The sequence below is a fragment of the Brevibacillus brevis genome (assembly GCF_001039275.2).
Lineage (GTDB): Bacteria > Bacillota > Bacilli > Brevibacillales > Brevibacillaceae > Brevibacillus > Brevibacillus brevis_C.
Genome location: NZ_CP030117.1, coordinates 2,498,788 through 2,514,339 on the forward strand (window position 1 = coordinate 2,498,788; position 15,552 = coordinate 2,514,339).

The 15,552-nt window shown below is 47.1% G+C and carries 16 protein-coding genes; all 16 read left to right on the forward strand.

All coding sequences use genetic code 11. From position 1 onward, the window contains the following. Positions 1-2 precede the first annotated feature (2 nt). The 16 genes from AB432_RS12670 (at position 3) to AB432_RS12745 (ending at position 15,546) form a co-directional block, all read left to right on the forward strand. Positions 3-2,075, forward strand: a complete 2,073-nt coding sequence (locus AB432_RS12670) for a methyl-accepting chemotaxis protein (RefSeq protein WP_048032578.1) — start codon at positions 3-5, stop codon at positions 2,073-2,075. A 144-nt stretch (positions 2,076-2,219) separates the two neighbouring features. Further along, positions 2,220-3,404, forward strand: coding sequence for a D-alanyl-D-alanine carboxypeptidase family protein (locus AB432_RS12675; RefSeq protein WP_048032579.1), 1,185 nt, complete (start codon positions 2,220-2,222; stop codon positions 3,402-3,404). A 147-nt stretch (positions 3,405-3,551) separates the two neighbouring features. After that, a complete protein-coding gene (gene spoIIAA / locus AB432_RS12680) occupies positions 3,552-3,902 on the forward strand; it encodes an anti-sigma F factor antagonist (protein WP_048032580.1) in 351 nt (116 codons plus the stop codon). After that, positions 3,902-4,351, forward strand: coding sequence for an anti-sigma F factor (spoIIAB, locus tag AB432_RS12685; protein ID WP_048032581.1), 450 nt, complete (start codon positions 3,902-3,904; stop codon positions 4,349-4,351). Before spoIIAA ends, spoIIAB begins: the two co-directional genes overlap by 1 nt. A gap of 11 nt (positions 4,352-4,362) precedes the next feature. Next, positions 4,363-5,118 carry an RNA polymerase sporulation sigma factor SigF gene (gene sigF, locus AB432_RS12690; RefSeq protein ID WP_005827375.1) on the forward strand — a complete coding sequence of 252 codons (756 nt, stop codon included), beginning with the start codon at positions 4,363-4,365 and terminating at the stop codon, positions 5,116-5,118. A gap of 125 nt (positions 5,119-5,243) precedes the next feature. After that, positions 5,244-5,858 carry a stage V sporulation protein AA gene (locus tag AB432_RS12695; RefSeq protein ID WP_048032582.1) on the forward strand — a complete coding sequence of 205 codons (615 nt, stop codon included), beginning with the start codon at positions 5,244-5,246 and terminating at the stop codon, positions 5,856-5,858. After that, positions 5,855-6,274: a stage V sporulation protein AB gene (locus tag AB432_RS12700; RefSeq protein ID WP_048032583.1), complete on the forward strand. Its 420-nt coding sequence runs from the start codon at positions 5,855-5,857 to the stop codon at positions 6,272-6,274. The genes AB432_RS12695 and AB432_RS12700 overlap by 4 nt, the downstream gene beginning before the upstream one ends. 81 nt (positions 6,275-6,355) lie before the next feature. Further along, positions 6,356-6,841, forward strand: a complete 486-nt coding sequence (gene spoVAC / locus AB432_RS12705) for a stage V sporulation protein AC (protein WP_048032584.1) — start codon at positions 6,356-6,358, stop codon at positions 6,839-6,841. Between the two features lie 13 nt (positions 6,842-6,854). Then, on the forward strand, positions 6,855-7,880 hold the full coding sequence (spoVAD, locus tag AB432_RS12710) for a stage V sporulation protein AD (protein WP_048032585.1): 1,026 nt from the start codon (positions 6,855-6,857) through the stop codon (positions 7,878-7,880). Further along, positions 7,880-8,230, forward strand: a complete 351-nt coding sequence (gene spoVAE, locus AB432_RS12715) for a stage V sporulation protein AE (RefSeq protein WP_007724093.1) — start codon at positions 7,880-7,882, stop codon at positions 8,228-8,230. The genes spoVAD and spoVAE overlap by 1 nt, the downstream gene beginning before the upstream one ends. A 29-nt stretch (positions 8,231-8,259) precedes the next feature. Continuing rightward, the gene (locus tag AB432_RS12720) at positions 8,260-8,874 is read left to right on the forward strand and encodes a stage V sporulation protein SpoVABEA (RefSeq protein WP_048032586.1); all 615 of its coding nucleotides are present in this window, start codon (positions 8,260-8,262) and stop codon (positions 8,872-8,874) included. Beyond that, positions 8,828-10,297 (forward strand): spore germination protein, encoded by a 1,470-nt coding sequence (locus AB432_RS12725; RefSeq protein WP_048032587.1) that lies wholly within the window; start codon positions 8,828-8,830, stop codon positions 10,295-10,297. The genes AB432_RS12720 and AB432_RS12725 overlap by 47 nt, the downstream gene beginning before the upstream one ends. A 179-nt stretch (positions 10,298-10,476) precedes the next feature. Next, positions 10,477-11,799 carry a diaminopimelate decarboxylase gene (gene lysA, locus AB432_RS12730; RefSeq protein ID WP_048032588.1) on the forward strand — a complete coding sequence of 441 codons (1,323 nt, stop codon included), beginning with the start codon at positions 10,477-10,479 and terminating at the stop codon, positions 11,797-11,799. Positions 11,800-11,923: 124 nt separating this feature from the next. After that, the gene (locus tag AB432_RS12735) at positions 11,924-14,197 is read left to right on the forward strand and encodes a GGDEF domain-containing protein (RefSeq protein ID WP_048032589.1); all 2,274 of its coding nucleotides are present in this window, start codon (positions 11,924-11,926) and stop codon (positions 14,195-14,197) included. Between the two features lie 68 nt (positions 14,198-14,265). Beyond that, complete coding sequence (locus AB432_RS12740) at positions 14,266-14,694, forward strand: peptidylprolyl isomerase (protein ID WP_048032590.1); 429 nt, start codon at positions 14,266-14,268, stop codon at positions 14,692-14,694. Between the two features lie 183 nt (positions 14,695-14,877). Next, on the forward strand, positions 14,878-15,546 hold the full coding sequence (locus AB432_RS12745; RefSeq protein WP_048032591.1) for a site-2 protease family protein: 669 nt from the start codon (positions 14,878-14,880) through the stop codon (positions 15,544-15,546). Positions 15,547-15,552 lie beyond the last annotated feature (6 nt).

Genomic DNA, 15,552 nt, shown 5'->3' on the forward strand with positions numbered 1-15,552 from the left:
GCATGAGTAAATTTTTGTCGCCACGATGGAAAAAGAAGGAGGGAATTTCGAATCTCATAAAAAAAGTGAACCTGACTAGCCAAGTAGTAACGGAAAAGCTAAAAGGCTCTCTTGCTACAAAGATGATTGTGTTTGGTCTAATTCTTGTACTTATTATTATCGGTTCTTTGCAATACATAGCCCTTTCCTTCTCGAAATCAACATTGTTTAGCATAACCTCTAATCAAGCGAAAATGCTGGCTGACCAGCATGCGAATAGTATGGAAGATGACTTACAAGCGATTGTGAACTCCACCAAATCGGCAGCAACCAAACGTGTGATGATGACAGATCTGCAGCCGCTTATCATGGAGCAGTTTACTCTATTGCGCCAGGCGCATAAAGAAGTGTCCAGAATCTATTTGATCGACACGGCTTCCGGGAAATCCCTGTATTCCTTGACTGGGACAAATGAGATTGATTTCAAGCAAAAGCAATACTTCCAAAGAGCGTTAACCACGAAATCCTTGGTCGTTTCTGATGAAGAAATCGTTGAAGGCAGCAACAAGAGTTTTCTTTATATTGCGACACCCATAGGGGAAAAGGCCGATGATACGAGCCGGTTGTTCGTTGTTGGCTTTACAATTGACCAAATGATTCAAAAGATTCCTGAGATCTCTTTCATGGAGAATGGCTACGCATTTGTCGTTCGCCAAGATGGTTTGGTTGTGGCCCATCAAAATCCGAATAACAACAACAAGCTCGTGCTGGCTGGTGACAAAGATTATGAAGAGATGCTTGCTCTGATGCAGCATGAGACAAGCAACAGCTTGCTGTACTCGGATCATGGAATTGATTCATTTGCAGCTTTTGCACCGATCCCAATGTTGAAATGGAATGTCGTTTTGTCCACGGGAACGGACGAGGTATACGGTGAAGTAGACGGAATGTGGCTGTACTTCGTGCTCTTCAGCTTGCCGATCATCGGGCTCTCGGTTTGGGCGATCTGGTGGTTTGCGAATCGGATTCGACTGTCTCTGTTCGCGATAGCACGGGATATGGATCAAATCGGTGCCGGACATTTTAATATCAACGTAAAAGTAAACGGCAATGACGAGCTGGCTATGGTTGGCCGCAAAATGAATGACATGGCGGCTGAACTCCGCAAGCTGATTGCCCTTGTACAGGGACAAGCTACACAACTGAACGTAGCGACAGATGAGCTGACTCTATTTGCGCAAGAAAACAAAGGAGCCATTAACGTCATTACGGATAATATCTCTACGATTGCCCAACGCGTCTCTACGCAGACGAATGAAGTGCAAGCGACGGCCAACACCGTCTCGGAGATATCGGAAGGCGTTGAACAGGTGGCTGTGGCTGCCGAATCTACATCGGTTGCCACTACCCGTACGTTTGAGAGAGCGCAAGGCGGAATGGAGTTAGTGGAAAACGTAATTAATACGGTGAGACGTGCTACTGGTGAGGTAGAACGTACTGCTGGGCAGATGCACAATCTTCGTGAGCGGGCTCGTGAAATTACGAGCATCGTTGAAATGATTACGAGTATTGCTTCGCAAACGAATTTGTTGGCGTTGAATGCTGCCATTGAGGCTGCTCGCGCTGGAGATGCTGGACGAGGCTTCTCGGTAGTTGCCAGCGAGGTTCGCAAGCTCGCAGAGGAAAGCAGCTCCTTCTCTGAGCGTATCGCTGCCATTGCCCATTCGATCAATGATGAGGCAATGGATATGAGCAAGCATATGGACGAGATCGTTACCATGGTGAGTGGAGGCTTGCAGTCCGTAGAGTCTGTGGGAACTGCTTTCCAAAATATCGTGGCAGAGATTCAAGCGGCTGCAGAGCAGAGCGAATCGATGACGGCGACATCGGAAGAGATGGCGGCAGGTAATCAGGTTGTGACGAACTCCATGCAACGTCTTGCCACCATGTCGGATGAAATTAGTGATTCCATCTCAGGTGTGGTAGAGACAGTGGATGAACAATTGAATTCGATTGCACGCATTAATGAAAACGTAGAGCAATTGAAAAAAATGGCGGACGAGCTAACGCAAAATGTGAGCCGATTCGTCATTTAAGAAAGTGTCCCTTCTGCTAGTAGCGGAAGGGATTTTTTTGTGAACCCGGATGTGCTTTCCAGAAGATAATCTCGCCGTTTTTGTGTGAATATTTTCCTTTCATGATGGTGAGAATAAAACCATGAATGGAGGGAAGAGACTGCTATGAAACGGAATGGATACCTCGCTCTATGCTTCGTTATGTGCTTAACCATCTTTTCTCCGATGGCGATTGCCAAAGAAAAGGCTGGACAGCAAAAGGGTGATAATCATTTTGCCCCACAAGCTTCATCCGCAGTGATGATTGAAGCGGATACGGGAACAGTCTTGTATGAAAAGAACGCCAATGAAAAAATGCCACCCGCCAGTATCACCAAAGTAATGACCATGCTTTTGATCATGGAAGCGGTGGAACGGGGAGAGCTTAAGCTTACCGATAAGGTTCGAACAAGTGAAAGAGCAGCATCGATGGGCGGGTCGCAAATTTTTCTACAGCCCGGTGAAGAAATGACGGTAGAGGACATGATGAAAGGGATTGCGATTGCTTCTGGGAATGATGCCTCTGTAGCGATGGCTGAGCACTTGGCTGGGACAGAAGAGAGTTTTGTCGCGCGAATGAATGAACGCGCACAGCAGCTCGGCATGAAAAATACGCATTTTGTAAACTCCAATGGGCTTCCTGCCGCGAATCACTACTCTTCGGCAGCGGATATTGCAATCATGTCACGAGAGCTCTTAAAGCATGAAGGCATCACGAAGTTCACTGGTACGTACCAAGACTATTTGCGAAAAGATACAGAGAGCCCCTTCTGGCTTGTGAATACGAACAAGCTGGTGCGTTTTTATGAAGGGGTGGACGGTTTGAAAACAGGGTACACAGGCGAAGCAAAATACTGTTTAACAGCGACTGCCAAACGCGACAACATGCGCGTCATTGCAGTCGTCATGGGTGAGCCTGATGTGAAAACCCGCAACAATGAAGTATCGACCATGTTCAATTACGCATTCACGCACTTCCAGGTGACGCCGATGTACAAAAAGGGGGAAGCTGTTCGTGCACTTGTTGTGGATAAAGGTCAGAAAGCGCAGATCAATGCGGTTACACCACATGCGGTTAGCCTGTTGATGAAAAAAGGAGAATCAGCCGATACCTTCCAAAAGGAAATTGTCATCAATGAGGCGGTTCACGCTCCTATAGCAAAGAACCAAGTAATCGGCCACATTTTCATCCGCACGAAAGATGGCAAAGAAGTAAATCGAATCGATCTGATCCCAGAAGATCAGGTAGATAAAGCCAACATGTGGGAGATTCTTAAGCGAACCACCAAGAGCATTTTGATTAGCTACTGACAGACAGCATGAGCGCGAAAAGAATCGAGTTGCCCCGAATGGAATGGCGCGGCTGCTCGATTTTTTTGTTCTTTTGTCGGCTGGCAGGAATTGGTTTCGCCGAGGAAGAAAGAGAGTTTCTATCAAGGGAGAAGGAGTGGGTCAGCTATGAGTTTACGAGTTGCGATGGAGACACGGCAGGACGTGCTGGTGATCCGTTTGCAGGGTGAGCTGGATCATCATACGGCAGAGGAGTTACGCAAGAAGGCGGATGATCTTTTGCGTACCTCTACTATACGCCATATTGTGCTGAGTCTGGCTGATTTGACGTTTATGGACAGCTCTGGTATCGGAGTTATTTTGGGAAGATACAAGCAGATTTCTGCCCGATCTGGAGATATGTACGTCTGCTCGATCAACCCTACAATCTATCGAATATTTGAGATGTCCGGGTTATTCAAGGTAATCAAGTTTCGCGAAAACGAAGCGGATGCTTTGCATGTTCTGGGGGTGGCGTAATGATGGTACAGCGTAACTTTATGTCAGTGTCGTTTGCAGCATTGAGCCAAAATGAAGCATTCGCACGTGTAGCAGTCGCAGCCTTCATTTCCCAACTCGATATTACGATGGACGAGCTGGAAGAAATTAAAACCGTTATATCCGAAGCTGTTACGAATGCCATTATTCATGGTTATGACGAAAATCCAGAGGGTGTGGTACAAATCTCTGTGCGAATTCAAGAGGACAGCGTTGATCTGATTGTGGAAGACAATGGACGAGGAATTGAGGATGTGGAGCAGGCCATGCAGCCACTCTATACGACGAAGCCGGAGCTTGAACGCTCTGGAATGGGCTTTACGATAATGGAGAATTTCATGGATTCTTTGGAAGTGGCAACGGTTGTGGGTAAGGGAACAACTGTGCGCCTCACCAAACGCCTGGCGTTTGCCAAAGCCTTGCAAAATTAGGGGTAGTGCCAATGGGTGCCGATATCAAAAACGCGAGTCAACCATTTCTGACCAATGACCAAGTAAAAGAGCTAATCGCCAAAAGCCAAGCTGGAGACACTGAGGCACGAGAGCTTTTAGTCAACAGCAATATTCGACTGGTCTGGTCTGTCGTCCAGCGCTTTATCAACCGTGGATACGAAGCGGATGATTTGTTTCAGATCGGTTGTATTGGCCTTTTGAAAGCCGTAGACAAGTTTGATCTCTCCTATGATGTTCGATTCTCAACCTATGCTGTGCCGATGATTATTGGAGAAATTCAACGCTTCTTACGCGATGACGGTACAGTCAAGGTAAGTCGATCACTCAAAGAAACAGCCAATAAGGTACGACGAACAAAGGATGAGCTGTACAAGCAATTCGGTCGCGCACCCACGATTGCTGAGGTTGCGGACGCGGTGGGGATTACGCCAGAAGAAGTCGTGTTTGCACAAGAAGCGAATCGGGCACCTTCTTCCATCCATGAAACGGTTTTTGAAAATGACGGGGACCCCATTACGTTGATCGATCAGATTGCGGATGAAGGGGTCAACAAATGGTTTGAAAAAATTGCCCTCAAGGATGCGATCAGTCGATTGAGCGAGCGAGAGCAGCTCATTGTCTACCTGCGCTACTACAAGGATCAGACACAGTCGGAAGTAGCGGAAAGGCTGGGAATCTCGCAAGTACAGGTATCGCGCCTCGAGAAGCGCATTTTGCAAACGATCAAAGACCAAATTGAGCATTAACTGATACAAACACTCCGGTCACTACGTGGCTGGGGTGTTTTGTTCATTTCCGTTTATTTGCATGGGTTTTGTGGCTCGGCACATACTAGCGAATAATCAGGTATGTGATGGAAGGGGAAGGTACCATGAAAGACGCGTTGTTTCTGCGCCTGAGAAAGCGATTGGCCGTAAAGCCACAAGCCATGATTACGCTTGGGGACATTTGCCAGCTTTACTGGGATGGAGAGCGCGAGGAAGCGTTAAAGCGGATGCCCATTTACCAGACAACGCCAACGGATGGCAATTTGATCATTATCGATATTATGCAGGTGATTAAAAGGCTGCGTTCTGTCTATCCCGACGTGGAATTGGACGTCCAGGGTGCACCCCAAATTATTGTGGAGGTACTCAATCCACGAAAGAAAGCGAACCCGATTTTGGTGGCGATGGTGTGGCTTCTGCTGTTCATTGGCTCAGGCTTGGCGATCATGAATTTCCACACCGATGTCAGTATGATGCAGGTTCACGAGCGAATCTACTATTTGATTACAGGTGAAAAAAGCCATCAGCCTTTGTGGATGCAAATTCCTTACTCCATCGGGATCGGCTTGGGGATGATTCTGTTTTTCAATCATATCTTCCAGAAAAAAATCAACGAAGAACCTAGTCCGTTAGAAGTTGAATTGTTTATGTATCAGCAAAGCCTTGATCAATACTACATACAAAATGAAAACAAGGAAAACCAACGGACGAAGAAATGAGCGTCATCCAGTGCTTGTTGCTTATGTTGATCGGACTAGGTGGAGGTCTTGCAGTAGGGAGCGGGTTGGTCGCGTTTATTACCGTTCTGGACATCATTCCGAGGTTGACACAATTAACGAATGCTCATCGATATATCCGCTCGCTGGAATGGGCCTTGGTGGCAGGAGCGCTTTTTTTTACGTTCATTGATTTTTTTCACTGGGGTGCTCATTTGCCCGTTATCGTTTCTTCGATTTACGGGATATTTGCTGGGATATTTGTGGGAACACTCGCCGCAGGCTTAACTGAGGTACTGAATGTCTTCCCGATATTAGCGAAGCGAATCCACATGGATGGCAGTCTTCTCTTTCTATTGATGGCAGTGGTGTTGGGAAAAGTGACGGGTTCCTTACTGCAATGGCTGCTCCATCTGTGAAATGGTAAATACCACTATTCATAGGCATCTTTAGAAAAAGGAAGGATATAGGAAGAAAGCTTACAAAGGGAGTGAAAGGGCATGGCAACCAAAACAAAATCCAAAAACCCCGGATCGATGCATATGACCAAGCAACTGTATCAACAGCAGGCTTCCAAGTTCCAGCCCAAACGAAATGTTCTGCTTAACTCGTTTCGTGCTTTCTGGGTAGGAGGGACCATATGTTTGTTGGGTCAGGCCATTCAAAATATGTATATTACCTTTTTCGGATTTACGGAGAAAACGGCAAGCAATCCAACCGTTGCGACGCTTATCTTTCTATCCGTTTTGCTGACAGGGTTAGGTGTGTATGACAATATCGGGCAGTATGCCGGAGCAGGATCAGCCGTGCCTGTTACAGGCTTTGCCAACTCGATCGCTTCTGCTGCTATCGAACATCGGAGCGAAGGGTATGTTCTCGGTGTTGGGGGAAATATGTTTAAGCTTGCTGGCTCGGTCATTGTATTTGGGGTTGTTGCTGCTTTCATTGCGGGAATTTTAAAGAGCCTGATCAACATGTTTTTCTAAGGGAGGGCTGTCGGTGTCAAACAATCAACCAGTGAAACGAGTCAATCGGCAAACCTGGCACTTCGATCAAAATGTGCGCTTGCAAAGCTCGGCAGTTGCTGTGGGACCAAAAGAAGGAGAAGGGCCGCTGGCACACTTGTTTGATAAGATCCACGACGATATGTATGCAGGCCAACAGACGTGGGAAGACGCCGAACGCCAGTTAATGGAGGATGCAGTCAACACCTTGCTGCAAAAGGCGGGGATCACGGGCAAGGATGTGGATATCATTCTCGCCGGTGACCTGTTGAATCAGAACATCACCACCAACTTTGCAGCAGAAAAGGTGGCGATTCCCCTTTTGGGCATGTACGGCGCTTGTTCTACCTCGATGCTGACACTAGCAAATGCGGCGGCTTTGGTAAACGCAGGCTATGCGAACAGGGCGATTGCTGCTTGTAGTAGCCACAATGCCACAGCGGAAAGGCAGTATCGTTATCCCACGGAATATGGAGGCCAGAAGCCGCCAAGCGCCCAGTGGACAGTCACAGGAGCCGGTGCGGGATTGGTCGGGATAGGGGGAAATGGTCCGCGCATTACGTATGCGACGATGGGAAAAGTAGTGGATATGGGGATAAAAGACCCGTTTGACATGGGGACGGCCATGGCGCCAGCGGCTGCTTCTACGATCCAGACTCATTTTCAAGATACGGGGCGCTCCCCACAATCCTATGATTTGATCGTGACTGGTGATCTGGCAGCTGTCGGGTTTCCGATTCTAAAGGAGCTCATGTTGACAGAAGGATACGACATGGATCAAGTCTACAATGATTGCGGAATGATGATTTACTCCCCCGATCAGGATGTATTTGCAGGCGGGAGCGGTTGTGCCAGCAGTGCAGTGGTCACGTATAGCTACATTTTGGATCAACTTAACCGTGGGTTACTGAAAAACGTGTTGGTCTGCGCCACGGGAGCCCTCTTAAGCCCGGTGAGCTATCAGCAGGGCAATTCGATACCATGCATCGCCCATGCGGTTGCACTTGAAGGAGGAAAATGATGGAGTACCTGATTGCTTTTGTCGTAGGGGGCTTGGTTTGTGTAGTAGGTCAGCTCCTTCTGGATGTTGGCAAGTTAACGCCTGCTCATGTCATGAGTACGCTGGTTGTGGCAGGAGTTTTTCTCGATTTTATCGGGGTGTATGACAAGTTTATTGATTTTGCAGGTGCAGGTGCGACTGTACCGATTACGAGCTTCGGTCATTCTTTGTACCATGGAGCCATCAGCGAGGCTGAACAACATGGGTTGATCGGTGTGGCAACGGGGATTTTTGAGGTCACGAGTGCGGGTATATCGGCTGCAATTGCATTCGGATTTTTTGCCTCACTCATCTTTAAACCCAAAGGGTAAGTCCAGGCAATAAAAGGCGGTGACCCAGCATGGACACAGTACGCCGGAAAGTCATATTGGTGACAGACGGAGATCATATTGCCCAAAAAGTTATCGAGAATGTCGCCAAGCAATTTGGTGGTCGATGTATATCACTGTCTGCCGGGAATCCGACTCCGCTGCGAGGCAATCAGATGGTCGAGCTCATTAAAATGACACCATATGATCCTGTCATCGTCATGTTCGATGACAACGGAGATTACGGCAAGGGTAGAGGGGAACGAGCACTTGAATACGTGGTGAAGCATCCTGATATCGAAGTAATCGGTGCGATTGCAGTAGCTTCGAATACACACTGGGTCAAGGGTGCGACTGTCGCTTATTCCGTAAACAACCAAGGACAAATTGTAGACGAAGCCGTGGACAAGGATGGGTACGCAGACGAGCAGCTTCAGCATCATATTTATGGAGATACGGTAGACATCTTGAATTCCCTGCATATACCGAATGTCATCGGCATTGGAGATATAGGCAAAATGGAAGGCAGAGATAGTTTGCAGAACGGTTGTCCTATAACGATGAGAGCGGTGCAATGGATAATGGAAAGGAGCGGCGCTCATGGCACAAGTCACGGAAAAACGGCATCCCATCTCGAGTTATCTTGAAGAGAATCAGAGGTATTTGAACGACAGACTTGGTGTCGGTAAGAGCTTTGATATTGGGGTCCATGATTTTTATGTGGGTCATACACGCATGTTGTTGTATTACATAAATGGCTTCGCTGAAAGCTTACTGATTTCACAGGTCATGCGTGAGTTGAACGATGTGCGTGACCGGGAGCTGGCGGAGGACGCTTTCGATCAGTTGTTCCACAAATTTATTCCTTTCTTTCAGCTCAGTAAGGTGGAAACGACAGACGAATTTATGGATAAATTGCTCGTCGGTCAAGTAGGATTGATCATTGACCGATCTTGCCACGCCATTATCCTCGATGCCAAAATCCTGCCAAATCGCACACCGCAGGAGCCAGATACGGAGAGAATCGTGCGTGGAGCGCATGACGGTTTTACAGAAGTACTCGTAACCAATACAGCTCTTACCCGCCGAAGAATACGTGATGAACGGCTCCGATTTGAAATCATGCAGATTGGGGAGCGTACCAAGACAGACGTTGCAGTTGCCTACTTGCATGATGTAGCGAATGAAGAGCTCGTCCAAACGTTAAAGGAGCGTCTACAAAACATCCAGATAGACGGGATACCGATGGCGGAAAAAACCGTCGAAGAATTTATCATTGGAAAGACTTTGAACCCTTTCCCGTTAGTACGATATACAGAGCGTCCCGATGTGGCTGCTGTACATCTATTGGAAGGTCACGTACTGATTTATGTGGATACTTCGCCGAGTGTCATGATCACACCCGCCACTTATTTTCATCATGTACAGCATGCGGAGGAGTATCGACAAACACCGGTAATCGGTGCTTATCTGCGCTGGATTCGTTTTTTGGGAATCTTTGCTTCCGTCTTTGTTTTGCCGATCTGGTTACTTTTGGTCATGCACCCTTCCATGATACCGGAGCCACTTCACTTCCTGGGGATCAAGAAGATGGGGAGCATTCCTATTTTGGCACAATTCTTGATCGCTGAGGTCGGTCTGGACTTGATGCGGATGGCCGCCATTCACACGCCAGCGCCGCTCTCGATTGCCGTAGGCTTATTGGCCGCGATTCTGGTCGGGGATGTGGCGATCAAGGTAGGACTCCTTGCACCCGAGGTTATCTTGTATTTGGCAGTGGCGGCAATTGGGATGTACGCGACTCCCAGTTATGAGTTGAGCTTGGCCAATCGAATGATTCGCTTGTTTCTGATTCTCATGGTGGGCTTTTTCTCCACACCGGGACTGATGATCGGACTTACGCTCATCCTGATTTTCTTGGCTTCCACCCGTTCGCTCAATACACCTTACTTATGGCCGTTCATTCCATTCAACTACAAAGGGATGAAGGACATTGTGGTACGGCTGGCTGTGCCCAGCAAAAACAACAGGCCGAGTATCGTTCGCTCACAAAATTCCTCTCGGCAATAATATTCTGAAAACGGATGACATCACCCATTGTCAAACGCACAGCCTTGTAGTAAATTGTAGGGAAGCCTTACGAACAAAAGTTTCTGTATGGCAACTGACGCTCCTTGTTGGTTGCCTTTCTCTATAAAAGGTTGTCTATATACATCATCGGTGCGAATGAATTGGGGAGGAAACGAAACATGTACTTACACGGGACAAGTCGAGTGAATGAACAAGGAAACTTGGAAATCGGAGGCTGTGATACAACACAGCTAGCTGCAACTTACGGAACACCTTTATATGTGTATGACGAACAACAAATTCGCACCAAATGCCGGGAATTTGTCAATGCGTTTCACAATACGGGTTTTTCCTTCCAGGTTGCTTACGCGAGCAAAGCTTTTTGCACGATGGCGATGTGCAAGTTGATTGAAGAGGAAGGCTTGTCACTCGATGTAGTATCTGGCGGCGAATTGTACACGGCTCTGCAAGCTGGATTTCCCGTAGAACGCATCCATTTTCATGGCAACAACAAATCTCATGATGAGTTAATCATGGCGCTAGACGCCAAAATTGGCTGCTTCGTTGTGGACAATTTTTATGAGTTGCACATCTTGGCGCAATTGGCCGAAGAGCGGAACGAAAAGGTCTCCGTTCTCTTGCGTGTCACACCGGGTGTAGAAGCTCATACGCATGAATACATTTCTACAGGGCAGATCGACTCCAAGTTTGGCTTTGACGTGCAAAACGGCCAGGCACTTGAGGCGATTCAATTCTCTCACGAAAGCAATCATCTCCATTTATTGGGAGTTCATAGTCATATTGGCTCACAAATTTTTGAAACAGAAGGCTTCCTCGTTGCTGTCAAACGATTGACAGAACTGTTGGGCGAAGCAAAAGGAAAGCTGGGATTCCTCCCAGAAGTGCTGAATGTAGGAGGCGGATTCGGTATTCGGTATGTAGAAGGCGATACACCGCAGCCAGCGGAAACGTATATCAAAGCCATTACAGATATCGTTCGCCAAGAGCTCACAGCGCTTGCGATTCCTCTACCTGAGATTTGGATCGAGCCAGGTCGGAGTATTGTAGGGGATGCAGGGACAACCTTGTACCGAATTGGATCGCAAAAGAACATTCCTAATGTCCGGAAATATATTGCGGTCGATGGGGGCATGACAGACAATCTGCGACCGGCTTTGTACGATGCAGAATACGAAGCAGCGATTGCGAACAAAATGAATGCAACTGCCACAGAAGTTGTTTCGATTGCAGGGAAGTGCTGTGAGTCAGGGGATATGCTCATCTGGGATGTGAAGCTGCCAGAAGCACAGGCCGGTGATATTCTCGCAGTTCCAAGCACAGGTGCATATGGTTATTCGATGGCGAACAATTACAACCGAATCGCTCGTCCTGCTGTTGTATTTGTCAAGGACGGAGAAGCAGAAGTGGTCGTGCGACGCGAAACGTACGCAGAAGTAGTTGGTCACGATGTTTTGCCAAAACGCGCGCAGCTTATGCGCTAAACTTCATAAAAAATGAACAAACCTTCCCGATCGTTTGGGAAGGTTTTGTATTTCCTTCATCTCCCATTCATGATTGCTTAATGTTTTCTCGGCATAATGAAAGGGTGAGGGGGAGCGATTCATCATGTTGTCGACTCTAATGAAGCGGTTTCGACGGATACCCTATATTTCATTGGACAAACGCCAATGGATGAAGGCGATGATTCGGCAAGAAGTGGAGAGAGAGAAAAAAGTCGTCATGTTTTATATAGATATCGTCAAGCTGACAGAGGTAGAGCATCGCTATGGCGATACGAGTGCCAAGAGAGTTCTTCATATATTTGAAAGCATTTTGCCAGCTGTAGCTCGTCAAGCATTTGAAATCAAAGGGAGAATCATCGCGATTCAAAAGCTGTGGGGAGATGATTTTGCGATCTACACTTCCTTTTCGCAAATGATGAGTGAGGAAGACTGTCAAATGCTATCGATTCATTTTCAGGAGTTGGCTGAACGACAGTTAAATCGACAAGTAAGCTTCGTCAATCGCGAGGAGCTTCGTGTCCATATCGGCTATGCGGAAATTATCGGAGAAGATATCGTAAAAGAGATGTATACCTCTGTCAAACATGCTGTACATATGGCCAAGTATGGGATTACCTCCGAAAAATATACGCACATCAGACAATTTCACAAGCTGCTTGCAGAAGAAAACGTTCAGATGCATTTCATGCCGATCATTCATTTGCCAAATGGCGAAGCTTTGGGATGGGAGGCATTAGCGCGAGGACCGGTCAACAGTCTCTTTGCAACTCCCGCCGCCTTGTTTGATTATGCACAAGAGACGGATACAGTGTTTCGTTTGGAGCATATATGTCGCAAGCGGGCATTGGAGCATATCCGCTACCTAAAGCCGCATGAAAAACTATTTATCAATTTGGACCCACGGGCGATTGACGATCCGTTTCTGTTGCGTGGCAGGGTGCAGATGCTTTTGGCAGAGTATGAGCTGACGCCACAAAACATTGTTTTTGAAATAACAGAGCGCCACGCGATTACAAATTACGCTGCCTTTCGAAAAATCATTGAGGAGTACCGCAAGCAAGGCTATATGATTGCCGTAGATGATGCGGGAGCAGGGTACTCCAGCTTGGAATCGATTACAGAAATCTATCCAGATTTTATTAAGCTCGATATGTCATTGATTCGCAATATCGATGTCGATCCGATTAAGCAGGCGTTGTTGGAGACGTTTGTATCCTTTGCTGACAAAGTGAACTGCAAAATCATAGCAGAAGGGATCGAGACGGAGCGTGAGCTGGAAACACTCATGGACGTCGGTGTTATCTATGGACAGGGTTACTATTTAGGCAAGCCGGACAAAGGGATGGCGCAGCTATGTGGAAAGGCTATGAACTTTCTGCGGTTTACAATGGAAAGGCGGATTGAGCAAGAAGCAGAACAAACGCTGCCCACTCCGGCTATGACGGAAATTTTGACGAAGACAATCAGTGTTGAAAAGCACGTGAAAGTAAGACGCATCCATGAGATTTTTGAACAAAATCAGCGGATTGAAAGCGTGGTAGTGTTGGAGAATGGCATACCGGTTGGACTTGTCATGCGGTTTTCTCTGTATCAAATTCTCGGTGGTCAATACGGAATCGCGCTGTATTATGAAAGGCCCGTTTCTCAAATCATGAATACCAACCCGCTCAAAGCCACGAAAGACGACAAGTTGGATGAGGTAGCGAAGCGGGCGATGGCCAGAGATGCTTATCATTTGTATGATGTGGTCATTATTATTGATGAGAATGGCGAGTACATCGGTATCGTTACCGTGCAGAAGCTGTTGGACAAAATGGCCTCCATAAAGCTCGAGATAGCGAGCTCTGCCAATCCGCTGACAGGATTGCCGGGGAATGTGCAGATTGAAAGGGAATTGAATCAACGGCTGAAACGGAATGATCATCAGGTGGTCATCTACTGTGATCTCGACCGTTTCAAATGGTTTAACGACCGCTACGGGTTTGAAGTGGGTGATCAGATTATCGTTCGAACGGCGAACTTGTTGCGGGAAGCCTCGAAATGGTACGGAAGCGGGTCTGACTTCATTGGCCATATTGGCGGAGATGATTTTATCCTGATCACGACAGCACCATGTGCGAATGATGTTGTCTTGTTTATTATGGATGCTTTTACGCCGTACTTTTCGGACATTTATGAAAAGCGCAGAATGGGGGACGGTCAGGAGCTCTCGATGTCGATGGCAGGTGTCGTCTTATATGCAGGGAAGTACACCAGTGCAGAACAAGTTGCAGAGAAGGCAGCGTACGTGAAAATGATGGCAAAAGCGAGGGCGGGTACTGTTTTTATTCCCGACTGTGAGCTGCCTGGCGAAGAGCAGATCCGCATCGAGGGATAAATTGGACGTCAATCGTTCTCCATGGTAGAATGGGTACGTTAACTTTACAAGGTATGGAGGCTCAACATATGAAAAAAGCGCTCATCACCATGGAAAATGGTAACCAAATCGAGCTGGAGCTATTCGATCAAGAAGCTCCGGGCACAGTAGCAAACTTTGAAAAATTGGCTAGCGAAGGCTTCTACAACGGTCTGTCCTTCCACCGTGTTATCCCTGGCTTCGTAGCACAAGGCGGATGCCCTTACGGAACAGGTACAGGCGGCCCTGGTTACACCATCAAATGTGAAACAAAAGGAAACCCACACAAACATCTGCGCGGTTACCTGTCCATGGCACATGCAGGAAAAGACACAGGCGGAAGCCAATTCTTCATCTTGTATGATGCTTTCCCTCACCTCGATGGCGTACATACAGTATTTGGTCGCGTCACTTCCGGTATGGAACACGTTGATGCAATCAAGCAGGGCGATAAAATGGGTACAGTAAACGTAGGCTAATAGAAGTTTCAAGAACACCGATGAGGGAAACCTTGTCGGTGTTTTTTCGTCAGGATGCATGCTAGATCAAGCGGGAATGGGGTTGTAAGCCTATCTATCTGCTGGTATGCTAGAAGATAGACGATTTTTATCTGGGGATGTTCAAAAAGATGACTTTTTGAACGCGCATGATTGGAGGAAGCAATGGATCTTTTTCACTTTGATTGGAAAACGGTACCGTTTCGCTTGATCGCGTTCGTTATCGCTTTCACTTTGCATGAATGGGCGCATGCCTTTGTTGCTTGGAAGCTGGGTGACAATACGGCGAAATCGGAGGGCCGCTTAACATTAAATCCAATCCCGCATATTGATCCGTTTGGTTTGATTCTCATTCTGTTTGGTCCATTTGGTTGGGCGAAACCAGTGCCGATCAATCCTCTTCATTTTCGAGGGAACAAGCGTTTAGGGATTGTGTATGTATCGGTAGCAGGACCGATCATTAACTTTATTTTGTCGATCTTGTTTTATATCGGGTACATACTGGTCCAATATTCGGGAGTCTTGGTAGGGATGAATGAAAAAGCAGTCTTTGCCATTGAGACAACGCTTGAATTTAGTATCATCATCAATGCGGCACTGTTTGTCTTTAACCTTTTGCCGATCCCACCGTTGGATGGCTACAAAATATTGCGTTTCTTGTCTCCGCGCAGTTGGGATGCGAAGTATTATCATTATGAAGTTTACGGACCGTGGATCTTGCTCTTGCTGATTTTCATTCCAGGTGTCAGCTCTACCATTTTCGGGATTCCGCTTGCTATTGTAAGCACCTGGATTCAACAGATTGCAGTGAACATATTAAGCGTGTTCATCTAACGGAAA

What these genes read in the sequence shown, in the direction of transcription:
- AB432_RS12740 (WP_048032590.1), top strand. Translation starts at nt 14,266, where the DNA reads ATGAAAAAAGCGCTCATCACCATGGAAAATGGTAACCAAATCGAGCTG.
- spoIIAA (WP_048032580.1), top strand. Translation starts at nt 3,552, where the DNA reads ATGAGTTTACGAGTTGCGATGGAGACACGGCAGGACGTGCTGGTGATC.
- AB432_RS12675 (WP_048032579.1), top strand. Translation starts at nt 2,220, where the DNA reads ATGAAACGGAATGGATACCTCGCTCTATGCTTCGTTATGTGCTTAACC.
- AB432_RS12745 (WP_048032591.1), top strand. Translation starts at nt 14,878, where the DNA reads ATGGATCTTTTTCACTTTGATTGGAAAACGGTACCGTTTCGCTTGATC.
- AB432_RS12725 (WP_048032587.1), top strand. Translation starts at nt 8,828, where the DNA reads ATGGCACAAGTCACGGAAAAACGGCATCCCATCTCGAGTTATCTTGAA.
- AB432_RS12670 (WP_048032578.1), top strand. Translation starts at nt 3, where the DNA reads ATGAGTAAATTTTTGTCGCCACGATGGAAAAAGAAGGAGGGAATTTCG.
- AB432_RS12695 (WP_048032582.1), top strand. Translation starts at nt 5,244, where the DNA reads ATGAAAGACGCGTTGTTTCTGCGCCTGAGAAAGCGATTGGCCGTAAAG.
- AB432_RS12700 (WP_048032583.1), top strand. Translation starts at nt 5,855, where the DNA reads ATGAGCGTCATCCAGTGCTTGTTGCTTATGTTGATCGGACTAGGTGGA.
- spoVAE (WP_007724093.1), top strand. Translation starts at nt 7,880, where the DNA reads ATGGAGTACCTGATTGCTTTTGTCGTAGGGGGCTTGGTTTGTGTAGTA.
- AB432_RS12720 (WP_048032586.1), top strand. Translation starts at nt 8,260, where the DNA reads ATGGACACAGTACGCCGGAAAGTCATATTGGTGACAGACGGAGATCAT.
- sigF (WP_005827375.1), top strand. Translation starts at nt 4,363, where the DNA reads ATGGGTGCCGATATCAAAAACGCGAGTCAACCATTTCTGACCAATGAC.
- AB432_RS12735 (WP_048032589.1), top strand. Translation starts at nt 11,924, where the DNA reads ATGTTGTCGACTCTAATGAAGCGGTTTCGACGGATACCCTATATTTCA.
- lysA (WP_048032588.1), top strand. Translation starts at nt 10,477, where the DNA reads ATGTACTTACACGGGACAAGTCGAGTGAATGAACAAGGAAACTTGGAA.
- spoVAC (WP_048032584.1), top strand. Translation starts at nt 6,356, where the DNA reads ATGGCAACCAAAACAAAATCCAAAAACCCCGGATCGATGCATATGACC.
- spoIIAB (WP_048032581.1), top strand. Translation starts at nt 3,902, where the DNA reads ATGATGGTACAGCGTAACTTTATGTCAGTGTCGTTTGCAGCATTGAGC.